At 61.4% G+C, this 11,877-nt stretch carries 10 protein-coding genes and 1 pseudogene; 9 read left to right on the forward strand and 2 right to left on the reverse strand.

Going from position 1 to position 11,877, the window contains the following annotated elements; genetic code table 11:
• Nucleotides 1-233: 233 nt before the first annotated feature.
• A complete protein-coding gene (locus ACZ9EJ_RS29660; protein ID WP_441937964.1) occupies nucleotides 234-320 on the reverse strand; it encodes a small membrane protein YohP in 87 nt (28 codons plus the stop codon).
• Nucleotides 321-908: 588 nt separating this feature from the next.
• Here ACZ9EJ_RS29660 and ACZ9EJ_RS29665 point away from each other — a divergent pair.
• The 8 genes and pseudogenes from ACZ9EJ_RS29665 to ACZ9EJ_RS29700 all read left to right on the forward strand — a co-directional run.
• Nucleotides 909-2,189, forward strand: a complete 1,281-nt coding sequence (locus ACZ9EJ_RS29665) for a hemolysin family protein (protein WP_080954074.1) — start codon at nucleotides 909-911, stop codon at nucleotides 2,187-2,189.
• A 678-nt stretch (nucleotides 2,190-2,867) separates the two neighbouring features.
• Nucleotides 2,868-3,143 carry a GIY-YIG nuclease family protein gene (locus ACZ9EJ_RS29670; protein ID WP_052754058.1) on the forward strand — a complete coding sequence of 92 codons (276 nt, stop codon included), beginning with the start codon at nucleotides 2,868-2,870 and terminating at the stop codon, nucleotides 3,141-3,143.
• Nucleotides 3,064-3,366, forward strand: coding sequence for an Eco29kI family restriction endonuclease (locus tag ACZ9EJ_RS29675; protein ID WP_476100535.1), 303 nt, complete (start codon nucleotides 3,064-3,066; stop codon nucleotides 3,364-3,366). The genes ACZ9EJ_RS29670 and ACZ9EJ_RS29675 overlap by 80 nt, the downstream gene beginning before the upstream one ends.
• 335 nt (nucleotides 3,367-3,701) lie before the next feature.
• On the forward strand, nucleotides 3,702-5,030 hold the full coding sequence (locus ACZ9EJ_RS29680; protein WP_046629377.1) for an FAD-dependent oxidoreductase: 1,329 nt from the start codon (nucleotides 3,702-3,704) through the stop codon (nucleotides 5,028-5,030).
• Nucleotides 5,031-5,178: 148 nt separating this feature from the next.
• A complete protein-coding gene (locus ACZ9EJ_RS29685) occupies nucleotides 5,179-5,895 on the forward strand; it encodes a GntR family transcriptional regulator (protein ID WP_046629380.1) in 717 nt (238 codons plus the stop codon).
• 34 nt (nucleotides 5,896-5,929) lie between these two features.
• Nucleotides 5,930-7,180, forward strand: coding sequence for an NAD(P)/FAD-dependent oxidoreductase (locus ACZ9EJ_RS29690; protein WP_046629382.1), 1,251 nt, complete (start codon nucleotides 5,930-5,932; stop codon nucleotides 7,178-7,180).
• Nucleotides 7,181-7,283: 103 nt separating this feature from the next.
• Complete coding sequence (locus ACZ9EJ_RS29695) at nucleotides 7,284-8,426, forward strand: M24 family metallopeptidase (protein WP_046629384.1); 1,143 nt, start codon at nucleotides 7,284-7,286, stop codon at nucleotides 8,424-8,426.
• Between the two features lie 6 nt (nucleotides 8,427-8,432).
• Nucleotides 8,433-8,781, forward strand: a pseudogene (locus tag ACZ9EJ_RS29700) (dihydrodipicolinate synthase family protein); the annotation flags it as partial.
• Nucleotides 8,782-8,946: 165 nt separating this feature from the next.
• Here ACZ9EJ_RS29700 and ACZ9EJ_RS29705 read toward each other — a convergent pair.
• Nucleotides 8,947-10,305 (reverse strand): MFS transporter, encoded by a 1,359-nt coding sequence (locus ACZ9EJ_RS29705; protein ID WP_046629386.1) that lies wholly within the window; start codon nucleotides 10,303-10,305, stop codon nucleotides 8,947-8,949.
• A gap of 330 nt (nucleotides 10,306-10,635) precedes the next feature.
• Between ACZ9EJ_RS29705 and cyoA the strand changes: the two genes are divergently transcribed.
• Nucleotides 10,636-11,868 carry a ubiquinol oxidase subunit II gene (gene cyoA, locus ACZ9EJ_RS29710; protein WP_046629388.1) on the forward strand — a complete coding sequence of 411 codons (1,233 nt, stop codon included), beginning with the start codon at nucleotides 10,636-10,638 and terminating at the stop codon, nucleotides 11,866-11,868.
• Nucleotides 11,869-11,877 lie beyond the last annotated feature (9 nt).

Here is an 11,877-nt window from a genome sequence, read left to right on the forward strand (position 1 = left end):
CTGACGCTCGCTCCACAAGTATCGCGACCAACTCGACAAGCGTGCAGTCAGGAAGTTCTTTTCCATCAAACAGCATGCCCCATGCGGCCAACGCAACGGCCGACGGATTAGCGTGAGGTGATGCCGCAGCAAGAAACATAGACCCAAGTGGAGTGTGATTGAGTATAGGGGCGGAAGGCCTCATCGGCCGCGCGTCTCTAGTTGTGGCTGGTTCCATTAAAACGGACGCCGCGTCAGAAAATAAGTTTAAGGAACAAGACCACCACGATCAATCCAATGAGAAAAATCGCTCCTATAGTTCCACCGATAAACTTAAGCATGTCAACTCACTCCTGTCATCGACGCATGATGCGGCTCCCTCAGCGTAAACAACATAGGTGTGTTGGTTGTTCCGGTGTGCATCGACAAGGCAATTGAAATTACTGCTTGGCCTCCTGCAGGCGGTCGGCTGATTTAGAGGTTTCCAAATTGAACATTAATGCCCGGTGGGGCCGTCCCTCGTGCTCAACCGCCTGGCGATCGGATGAAGACAAATCACCCGGACCGCGAAGTCTCGCACGCCTGGGTAAGCCGGCCGGGGCCATCTCAGTTCCGGTGTGGACACCCTCTGACATGCCACTCCCTCGCGGCCAGCGGGCTATCCATAGCAACCTCGTCGACGCCACGGCGTCAGGTCCTCGACCACATTACGCCCGATCCCGCCGTCTCCGAGACGACTGCTTGCGTCTCGTGGCACCTCGGTTTGCAAGACCGGATGATCGTGTCGTATATGAGTGGATGTCGACGTTTTTTTCATTCCAGGCTTCTTCTCAGGCAGTGAAAACGTGGGGATCGGCCGGCTCATCGGCATCCCGGATCCGCAAGCATTTTTCGCTTGCCAACGTCTCGACCCAATCAATGGACCTCTCGTGTTAACCGAAATCTCCATCGTCATCCTTCTAACTATCATAAACGGCGTTCTTGCCATGTCGGAACTCGCTGTCGTCTCCTCCCGCCCGGTCCGCCTGAAGCTTCTTGCCGATCAGGGCAACCGGGGCGCCGCGATCGCCATTCGCCTTGCTGAAGATCCCGGCCGCTTTCTCTCCACCGTGCAGATTGGCATCACACTGGTTGGCGTTCTGTCAGGCGCGTTTTCTGGCGCGACACTCGGCGCGCGGCTTGCCGGCTGGCTTCAAGCTCAAGGCTTGTCGGAAGCCATGGCTGACGGCCTGGGTGTCGGGTCGGTCGTCGTGGCCATCACCTATTTGTCGCTCATTGTCGGAGAGCTGGTGCCGAAGCAGATAGCGCTCAGAGCCCCCGAGACTGTGGCTTCGAAGGTCGCTCCGGCCATGGCGCTCCTGTCCAAGGTCGCCATGCCTCTGGTCTGGCTTCTCAACACATCAGGAAAGGCCGTTCTCGCGCTGCTCGGTCAGAAGGGCGAGACGGACGAAAGGATGAGCGACGAGGAAATTCGCACGGTGCTCGCTGAAGCCCACAACGCTGGTGTCATCGAGACCGGGGAGTCAGAGATGATTTCGGGCGTCATGCGTCTGGCTGATCGGGCCGCCCGCGGATTGATGACGCCTCGTCGCGACGTCGAAGTGATCGACATAGAGGATGATCTGGCCGAAATCCGCGAGCAGCTGCGCAATTCCCAAAAGTCGCGCCTGCCCGTGAGAAACGGTTCCTCGGACGAGATCCTGGGCGTGCTCTTCGTAAAGGACGCGCTCGATGCGTTCCTGCAGGGAACCAACCTCGATGTGCGGAGCCTCATGCGGGAGGCGCCTGTCGTCTCCGACCGCACCGGTGCTCTGAATGTCATTCAATCGCTGCGTAAATCGCCTTCTCACATGGTCCTCGTCTATGACGAATACGGTCATTTCGAAGGCATCGTCACATCGGGGGATGTTCTCGAGGCCATCACCGGCGTCTTCCAGGAAGGTGAAAGCGAAGAGCCTGCGATCGTGAAACGCGACGACGGGTCGTTCCTCGTCGCCGGATGGATGCCAATCGACGAATTCGCAGGCGAAATGGGATTTACCCTCACTGAGGAGCCCGACTACGAAACGGTCGCCGGTTTCGTCATCGATGAACTGAAACGCCTCCCGTCCTTGGGAGAAAGCTTTACGACAAAGGGCTGGCATTTCGAGGTGGTCGATCTGGATGGCCGACGCGTCGACAAGCTGTTGGTCAAGAAGGCTGCAGACTGAAGCGGCTCGGCTGACGCTCCAGGAGTGATCGGTTGGCTGGCAACAATGACGAGGCCGGACGAAACAGTCCGGCCTGAGGCCAACTTCATCGGTATCAGTGCAGCGCGACAACGCGCTCCAGCGAAGCCGGGGAGATCAAGATGTGCGGTTTCTTACTAATGTGCGCCACTTATCCGCACCGCCTGTCAGTCGCAGAAAATGAACGATAATCTTGCATTATCGTTCAATCTGGCCGTCATAAATCGCAAATCATGCCTGCCCGACCTTGATGGGCGATTCTCGACCTTGGGTTGCTTAGCTTTCGTTAACGGTTCTGCAACTGCGTGAGCCCGACCATGAGCCTCTGAACTCAGAGGCACTCGCTAAATGCATTGATGTGCGTTAACGCAGCTGCGTCAATTATACTCCTCCCCCGTCCATAAGTTCTTTCAGCGCCTCCGGATAGACATCCGGTTCCGCTCGCAGAACTGCAAGAAACGATTAAGCGTCGTGACCGACGGCCGGATGTTGAGGTTGGCAGACGGCTCGGCGGGCTTTCTGCGCGTCAGCTTCTGGACCGGCTCACGGGCGACGAAAAATAGAACGGCTCGTTGCAGAAGCGAAGGACACTCATCACGGCCAAGGCTTCTCCGCGCCCGCTCGCAACAAGCTACTGGTAGACTGCTGGAAATGCAGAGGATGTTGGAGCAGGTGGTCAGAGAAATTGATGCTGTCCAATTGCCCACATCTTTCTTTGATCCCACGGAGCCCAACCTGATCGGCCGCTTCATTTCGATCGCGTTGGTCGCGCAGCCGCCCCAGCGACTAGAGGATTTGCAAGGCTTCTCTGGTGCAGGCGTTTATGCGATCTATTCCCCGGATGATTTTCCTCCATATGCGCCGGTCGCCGGAACAGAGACCCCACAAATACGTCGGCAAGGCCGATCCGGAGGGGAATCCAGAATCGCCAGTTGACCAGGGAACGAAGCTCTTTGATCGCTTGAAAGAACATCGCAAGAGCATTCGAAAAGCCGCGGGCATCGAAAGCCGCGATTTTGAATGCAGATATCTGGCGGTTCAAAGCGGTTACCAGGCGGCTGCGGAGAGACAGCTAATTGGATTGTTTAGGCCACTCTGGAATAACGAAACTCGGATTGTGTACGGAATTGGCAAACACGTGGGTTTCGCCAGTTGCTAGCGCCTGAAAGGCACAAACGTAACTCATTCACCGTTTCCTTAAGGATAGCGCCGAGGCTCGCCAATTCTGGGAACAGGCTGAAGCTGTCGAAGAGCACGCGCCCGCTCCCCGAGTCTATAACCCACCGAACATATACTCCCCCAATCTTCGCTGACTGCCTATCCAGGCCCGCAGATTGGAAGTCAGTGCTCGCTAATTGGGAGTGACAGAGAGATAGGAACCGCGACAATGGCAGCGGTGGACCAATCCGCCGCTCTCAGGCATAGGTTCCCGGGAGCGCACGGATTCCGGTCGCCCGCCTCCAGCCTCATAGACGTGCCCGAGCGCTTGCGGTAATGGCAAAGGCAGGGAGACAGTCGGAGAAAACAATGCCTGAGCGGGATGCCATCGTCGTCGGCGCGGGTTTTACGGGCCTCAGTGCTGCGCTGGAGCTTGTCGATGCAGGGCTCGACGTGTTGCTGCTCGAGGCGCGCGATCGGGTCGGCGGCAAAGTCGAGTCCGAGACTCTGCCGGACGGTACCCGGGTCGATACCGGCGGACAATTCTTCTGTCGCGACATGAGCGAACTGATGGGGCTCATCGAGGAAAACGGCGGGACGCCGGTCATGACCCACTACGATGGCGAGATGATCTACCGGCCGCCGGTCTCGCCGCAGCAGGGTTTTGCGCGCTGGCAAGGCGTCGATGCGCTGCGCGACCGGATGATCGCAACCGACCCGGACAATCCGGAGCTGGCGAAACTGACCGTGGCCGATTGGGTTGCCCGGCAAGACGACGTGGCGGACGATGTCAGGAAAAGTTTCCTGCGGCTGATCAAGGGCCTCTGGTGCCGGGCGCCGGAAGAAGTTGCCTTCACCTGGCTCGCGTCCAACGACCGGCGCATCACCAATACCTATTCGGAAATGGAAATGTTCCTTCCCGGCTCGCTGCATGCGCTGGCCGACCAGCTCGCGGCGCGGCTTGGCGACCGGCTGCGCCTCGGCACCGCGGTGACGGGCATCGAACATTCCGGAACCAGCGTCACCATCATGGCCGGCAATGAGCGGCTCTCGGCGAAACGCATCATCCTCGCGCTGCCGCCGGTGATGATCCGCAGGATTCCGTTTTCGCCTGCTCTTCCCGAACGACTGCAGAAGGCGCTTTGCGCCTGGGCGCCCGGCCTTTCGATCAAGCTGCAGGTCAGTTACGACAAGCCATTCTGGCGGGAACACGGGCTTTCCGGCGCCGTCATGTGGCATGAACCCCAAGGTCTCTATGCCTGCGATGCCAGCCACGACGATTATGCCGGCCTCATCGTTTTTGTCGGCGGGCCGGAAGCGCAGGAATGGCACAAGCGGCCGCGCGCGGAACTGATCGCCTTCATCCGGGAACAACTAAGTGCAGCCTTCGGCCCTGAAGGCGGCAATCCGCGCGATATCCATGTCCGCGACTGGGTCGATGATCTGTGGAGCGGCGGCGCCTATAGCGATGTCGTGATCGATCTCGATGCCCGCCATGCGGAGGACATCATCACTGAAGGTCTCCCGCTCATTCATTTCGTATCGTCGGAACTTTCCCCATCCTATCCGGGCTATGTCGAAGGCGCGATCGTAGCGGGCAGACTAGCGGCAGGGCAGGTTATCGGCTCCCGGGCGAGCGGCAGGACGAAGGCCACGAACCAATAACCACTGCGTCAGTCCCAGGGACGTCACGACGTGCTCACTTTCAGGCACAACCCGTTTGATCGCGTGGGATCCCTTCAGGCTATTCCATGTCGACAATATGTGTGCAAATATATAGCGCAGTGGCGTGACGAGGGAGACACGGTCAACGATGGCGAAGAACGAACCTGCAGAAACCGATATTTCCCGCATCCGCGGCTCCGGGACTCAGAGCGTCTATACGATCCTGCGCCGTGAAATCCTCGCCATGACCTTGCCCCCCGGCAGTCCGCTGGACGAGGTTCGGCTGTCCGAGCGCTTCGGCATGTCGCGCACGCCGATCCGTGAAGCGCTGCTGCGACTTTCCGCCGATGGCCTCGTCACGACGCTGCCGAACCGCAATACGATCGTCGCGACGATCGATTTCGCCTCTCTGCCTCCCTATTTCGATGCGCTGACGTTGATGTACCGTGTCACCACCCGCGGTGCCGCGATGCGCGCGACGCCGGAGGCGATGGGCGAGATCCGCAAGCGGCAGGCGGAGTTCGCCGCAGCGGTCGCCGCCCACGACGCCTTCGCGATGATCGAGGCGAACCGGGAATTCCATGTGGCGATCGCCGAACTCGCCGGCAATGCCTATTACACTACCTTCTTCGCCCGACTGCTCGATGAGGGGCGCCGCATCCTGCGCCTCTATTATCGTACCTTCGACGATCGGCTGCCACGTCAGTATGTCGACGAACACGAGGAGATGATCGCCGCGATCGAGGCGCGCGACGTCGAGCGCTCCGACAGGCTCGCCATCAAGCATGCACAACAGATCGTCCGGCAGATCCAGGATTATATCGCCCGCGATCTCGGCCAACCAATCGATCTTGCCGCATCCTGACCCCCGTCCGCATTCGCTTCACAGGACAGAAATCATGAATTCCTCTTCGGTCGACGCCGTCGTCATCGGCTCGGGCATTATCGGCACGATGTCGGCGCAGTACCTGCTGGACGACGGACGTTCGGTGCTGATAATCGAGCGCGGCGAGGTGGCACGGGGTGCAAGCAGCGGCAATGCGGGCATTCTCGCCTTTCCGGAAATCATCCCGATCGCCGCACCCGGCATGATGTGGAAAGCGCCGAAATGGCTGCTCGATCCGCTCGGTCCCCTCAGCCTGCCGCCTTCCTACGCACTCAATATGGTGCCGTGGCTGTGGCGCCTCTGGCGCGCCAGCGCCCGGCCGGCCTATGAGCGTACCGTCGGCGTGCATGCCAGGATGATGCCGATGGCGCGCAGCGAAATGCTGCGGACCGTCGAGCAAGCCGGCCTTCGGGCGATGATCAAGCAGACCGGCACGCTCGATCTCTACGACAGCGAGGCAAGCCTCAATGCTGCCTCTGACGACTGGCAGGCGAAGCTCAAGGCCGGTTTCGAATTCCAGAGGGTCGGCCGCGACGAGATCGACTCCCTCCAGCCGGGCCTTGCGCCGCAGTTCCGGCACGGCATCTTCACGCCTTCCGGCCTGCAGGTCTCCGATCCGCTGGAATTCACCCAGGCCCTGTTCGGCAACGCCATGGCCCGGGGCGCTTCGCTCAGGATCGGGGAGGTCGTGCGCATCGAGCCCATAAACGATGGCGCCAGAGTTATTCTGGCGGATCGCGCCGTCTTCGAGGCGAAGACCGTCGTACTGGCCGGCGGTGCCTGGTCGAAGAAGATCGTAACCGGCCTCGGCGATCATGCGCCGCTCGAAACGGAGCGAGGTTACAACACGACCCTGCCGCCGGGCGCCTTCCCGCTTCATCGCCAGCTTTATTTCAACGATCACGGCTTCGTCGTGACACCGCTCTCCTCCGGCATCCGCGTCGGCGGCGCAGTCGAGCTCGGCGGGCTGAAGCTGGCCCCGAACTACAAGCGCTCGGAAGCGATGCTGACAAAAGCAAAAAGCTTCTTGCCCGACCTGAAGACCGAGGGCGGCCGCCAATGGATGGGTTTTCGTCCCTCCATGCCGGACTGCCTGCCGGTCATCAGTGCTTCGACCGCATCGCCTGCAATCATCTACGCCTTCGGCCACGGGCATCTCGGGCTCACGCAGTCGGCCGCGACCGGCCGCTTGGTCGCCGATATCGCCGCACGCAGAGAACCTGCCCTCGACGTCGAGCCTTACAGCATCAGCCGGTTTCGCTGACAAAGACGACGGCGGATGCCGGTCGGCGACATGCGCCAAACACCTTTGTCGACAAACTGACTACAGAACGATATAAGTCGAACGAAATCGAAAGGAAGCGGACATGGCCTGGTCGCACCCCGCCGCGAAGATCACCGACGAAGAGCGGCGGCAGCGCCTTGTCCGGCTGCAGGCGGCGCTGGACGAAAGGGGGCTGGGCGGTATCCTGCTCGGCGCCAGCGAGAGCCTGCGCTATTTCACCGGCCTGGTCTGGCACCAGAGCGAACGCCTGCTCGGCGCGCTGGTGACCCCGAATTCGGTCACCTACATCGTGCCGGGGTTCGAACAGAGCCGGGTTGAGAGCCTGCCCCATCTGCCCGGCGAGATCGTCGTCTGGCAGGAGGATGAAGCGAGCGCGGCGCTGGTCGCCTCACTTCTGCCTTCCGGCGTGAAAGTCGCTCTCGACGACGCGCTGCCGCTGTTCGTCTACCACCAGCTTGCTGCCGTCTTCAGTACCGAGCGGCTTGTCGATGGCGGCCGTCTGATCCGCGATCTCAGGCTCCGGAAATCGAAGGCCGAGATCGACCTCATCCAGCATGCGATGAACCTGACGCTGGAAGTGCATCGCCGCGCGCATGCCTTTATCCAGCCGGGTGTGCTTGCTTCCGATGTGGTGCGCCATATCGACGAACAGCATCGCGCGCTGGGCGCCGAAGGTGGTTCGAGCTTCTGCATCGTCTCTTTCGGGGTCGCGACCTCGCTTCCCCACGGCGCCGACGGCGAGCAGGCCTATGCCCCCGGCGACGTGGTTCTGGTCGATACCGGCTGCCGGCTCGACGGATATCATTCGGATCTCACCCGCACCTACGTGCTGGAGGAGCCGACGAAGGAATTCGCTGCCGCCTGGGCGATCGAGCGCGAGGCGGAACAGGCTGTCTTCGAGGCCGCCCGCCTCGGCGCCGCCTGCGGCAGCCTCGACGATGCGGCCCGCAAGGTTCTGGCAAAACACGGGCTTGGCCCGGACTACCGCCTGCCTGGTCTGCCGCATCGCGCCGGCCACGGGCTAGGCCTCGAAATCCACGAGGAACCCTATATCGTTCGCGGCAATGCGACCGTGCTCGAACCGGGCATGTGTTTCTCCAACGAACCGATGATCGTTTTCCCGGACCGCTTCGGCATCCGTCTCGAAGACCATATCCACATGACCGAAACCGGGCCGCAATGGTTCACCCAGCCGAGCAAAAGCCCGACCGAACCCTTCGCGTGACCGCACTTCGCCGGCCTTGACGACGTGGCCCTCGAAGGCCTGATGCTGGGCGCCAAGGGTTGGGTCTCCGGCCTCACCAGCGCCTTCCCGCAGGAATCCGTTGCCCTCGTGGCCGCCGCCGCCCGCGGCGACTGGGTCAAGGCCCGCGCCATCTATCGCTGGTTCATGCCGTTGCTGCATCTCGATGCCGAGCACGACCTGGTCCAGTCGATCAAGCTCGCCGAGCAGATCATGGGCCACGCTTCGAGCGCGTCCGCACGCACGCCGCTGACGGGTGCGCGCCGTGCGGAAGTGACGGCGATGGTCGAAAAAGGCTGCCGCCACGCGGCCAACGCTTGCCAAGAAGGCTGCTTGAGGGCGCACTGCCTCCAATACTCACTCATCCCTGCGCTTGTCACAGGGATCCAGCGCGCCCAAGCCCTTGGGCGCGAAAGGCTCTTCAAGATCATGCTTTCACTCACGGCGCCGACGCACCGTGGCTGGATTCCTGTGACAAACACAGGAATGTGGGTGGAGGATATTACCGCCCCTGCCCCGGCTCGCCGCTCTGGTCCAGGACCCGGCTGAGGCTGAGCGCCGCGATCGTGCAGATCGCGCCGGAGATCAGATATCCGCCGATGAAGATGATGCCGAAGCTGCTGGCGAGGCCGAGCGCCACCAGCGGTGCGAAACCGGCGCCGACCAGCCAGGCGAGGTCGGAGGTGAGCGCCGCACCCGTATAGCGGTAATATTGCCCGAAGCGCGAGGAGACGGCACCGGAGGCCTGGCCGAAAGAGAGGCCGAGGATGCCGAAGCCGATGATGATGAAGGCATCCTGCCCCTTGCCGCCGGCATCGAGCAGGAACGGCGCCGAAAACGAGAAGATCGCGATGATAACCGCGCCGATCATCAGCTGGCTGCGGCGGCCGATTCGGTCGGCGATCAGGCCGGACAGGATGATGCCGACAATGCCGACGGCAGCACCGAGCACCTGCACGAACAGGAATTCCGCCGCCGACTGCCCGCCATAGAGCGTCACCCAGCTCAACGGGAAGATCGTCACCAGATGGAACATGGCGAAACTGGCGAGCGGCACGAAGGCGCCGAGCACGACGTCATGGGCGTGCTTGCTCAGCATTTCGAAGATCGGCCGGGCCTGCAACTCGTTGGCTTCGAGCGCCGAGCCGAACTCCTTGCTGGCAACGATGCGCAGGCGCGCAAACAGCGCCACGACGTTGATCGCAAACGCCACGAAGAACGGATAACGCCAGCCCCAGGAAATGAAATCGGCTTCCGAGAGATTGGCGACGAAATAACCGAACAGGATGCTCGCCAGCGCAAAGCCGATCGGAGCGCCAAGCTGCGGGATCATCGCATACCAGCCGCGCCGGTTTGGCGGCGCATTGAGGTTCAAGAGCGAAGCGAGCCCGTCCCAGGCGCCGCCGAGCGCAAAACCCTGCCCCATGCGGAACAGCGCCAGCAACGCCACCGCCCAGTAGCCGATCGCATCGTAACCCGGCAGGAAGGCGATCGAAGCCGTCGATCCGCCGAGCAGGAAGAGCGCGATCGTCAGCTTGGTGCCGCGCCCATAATTACGGTCTATCCACATGAAGACGAACGACCCGACGGGCCGGGCCATGAAAGCGAGCGGGAAGATCGCGAACGACATCAGGGTTGCGGCAACCGGGGTCGGCGCAAACGGGAAGATCAGCTTCGGAAAGACGAGGACGGAGCCCAGTCCATAGACGAAGAAGTCGAAGAATTCCGACATGCGGCCGATGATCACACCGAGCGCGATGCTGCCCGGCGAGATCGGCTTGTCGTCATGAATGCGACGGGCGTCCCTTTCGAGGCCGGACGATGTCGGACCTGTTGACGCGGGATTGACGACCGTGCTCATGAAATCCTCCTGGCGATAGTTCGCCTCGCCCCGAAATGTTGATCAAGATGCTGTCGAGATCAAGGAACAAGGCTAAAAAAACCTGACAATCGCGGCAAGCCGCACCGTCTTCTCAATCACACCCTCTGGTCAGTCCGGTAGGTTGTCCTAGATTTCCGGTTGGCGGAGGCAAATGCCGAGAGTGCCGGTGGTGCCGCAAAACGGTGCACAAGGCCATGCGGTTTTTTGCTGCACTGCGACATATTGCTGCACTGCGACGAACCACCTCATTTCAGCCTGCACCGGAACAAGCCTATTCCGAACTAGACAAAACGCAAATTTGAGCTCGAGATGACCCCTCAGTTGAAAATCGTAGCACGGTTGTTCGCTCTTTTGGTCCTTGTAGGCCTTTCCGGATGCAATCTGGTCGTCATGTCGCCTTCCGGCGATATCGCCAAACAGCAGGCCAACCTGATCGTCGTTGCCACGGTGCTGATGCTGATCATCATCGTGCCGGTGATCTTCCTCACGCTGTTTTTCGCATGGCGCTATCGCAGCTCGAACACCAGCGCGCCCTATGATCCCGAATGGCATCATTCGACGCGGCTCGAAGTCATCATCTGGTCCGCACCGCTCGCCATCATCATCGCGCTCGGTGCCGTCACCTGGATCAGCACCCACAAGCTCGACCCCTACCGGCCGCTCGAACGGCTGGACGCCCAGCGTGCCGTCCCGGCAGAGACAAAGCCGCTCACGGTCGAGGTCGTGGCACTCGACTGGAAATGGCTGTTCTTCTACCCGGACTACGGCATCGCCACAGTGAACGAGATGGCGGCCCCGGTGGACGTGCCGATCAACTTCAGGATCACCGCCTCGTCGGTGATGAATTCCTTCTATGTGCCGGCGCTGGCGGGCATGATCTATGCCATGCCCGGCATGGAGACGAAGCTGCATGCCGTCATCAACAGGCCCGGCGAATACGAAGGCCTCTCCTCGAACTACAGCGGCGACGGTTTTTCTCACATGCGTTTCAAGTTCCACGGCGTCGACCAGGCCGGTTTCGACCAGTGGGTGGCCCGCGTGAAGCAGAACGGCACGGCGCTCAACCGCGACGCCTATCTGAAGCTCGAGAAACCGAGCGCCAAGGAACCGGTGCGTTATTATGCATCCGTCGAGGACGGGCTCTATCGCGCCGTGCTCAATATGTGCGCGACGCCCGGCAAGATGTGCATGGACGAGATGATGCATATCGACATGGCGGGTGGTGCCGGCACCGAAAGCCACGAGAACCGCGCCAGGCTGGAGCACGACAACCGCCATGCGGGCGAAGCGGCGCACGGCACGGCGGCGCCTGCCGCCACCTTCCCGGCCACCGGCAATCCGGCCCGCAGCCCGGAACCGGCGCAAGGCGTCAACAGCCAGCAGCCCCAGGGACAATCCGGGGGGGCGTCGACGAACCAGGGCGCGCACGCCGCGCCAGGCGGGCACGACATGCACGGTGGCGCTTCCGGAAGCACGCCCGAAACTCCGCAGGGCGGCGCGGCACCGGCGCAGCTCAACAACGACGCCCCGTCAAAGCCCTGAACGAAATCC

The organism is Neorhizobium sp. USDA 3394, from assembly GCF_056280385.1.

Excerpts from the sequence above, each read along its gene's own strand:
- ACZ9EJ_RS29660 (WP_441937964.1), bottom strand. The coding sequence starts at position 320 with ATGCTTAAGTTTATCGGTGGAACTATAGGAGCGATTTTTCTCATTGGA.
- ACZ9EJ_RS29670 (WP_052754058.1), top strand. The coding sequence starts at position 2,868 with ATGTTGGAGCAGGTGGTCAGAGAAATTGATGCTGTCCAATTGCCCACA.
- ACZ9EJ_RS29675 (WP_476100535.1), top strand. The coding sequence starts at position 3,064 with ATGCGCCGGTCGCCGGAACAGAGACCCCACAAATACGTCGGCAAGGCC.
- ACZ9EJ_RS29680 (WP_046629377.1), top strand. The coding sequence starts at position 3,702 with ATGGCAAAGGCAGGGAGACAGTCGGAGAAAACAATGCCTGAGCGGGAT.
- ACZ9EJ_RS29685 (WP_046629380.1), top strand. The coding sequence starts at position 5,179 with ATGGCGAAGAACGAACCTGCAGAAACCGATATTTCCCGCATCCGCGGC.
- ACZ9EJ_RS29690 (WP_046629382.1), top strand. The coding sequence starts at position 5,930 with ATGAATTCCTCTTCGGTCGACGCCGTCGTCATCGGCTCGGGCATTATC.
- ACZ9EJ_RS29695 (WP_046629384.1), top strand. The coding sequence starts at position 7,284 with ATGGCCTGGTCGCACCCCGCCGCGAAGATCACCGACGAAGAGCGGCGG.
- ACZ9EJ_RS29705 (WP_046629386.1), bottom strand. The coding sequence starts at position 10,305 with ATGAGCACGGTCGTCAATCCCGCGTCAACAGGTCCGACATCGTCCGGC.
- cyoA (WP_046629388.1), top strand. The coding sequence starts at position 10,636 with ATGACCCCTCAGTTGAAAATCGTAGCACGGTTGTTCGCTCTTTTGGTC.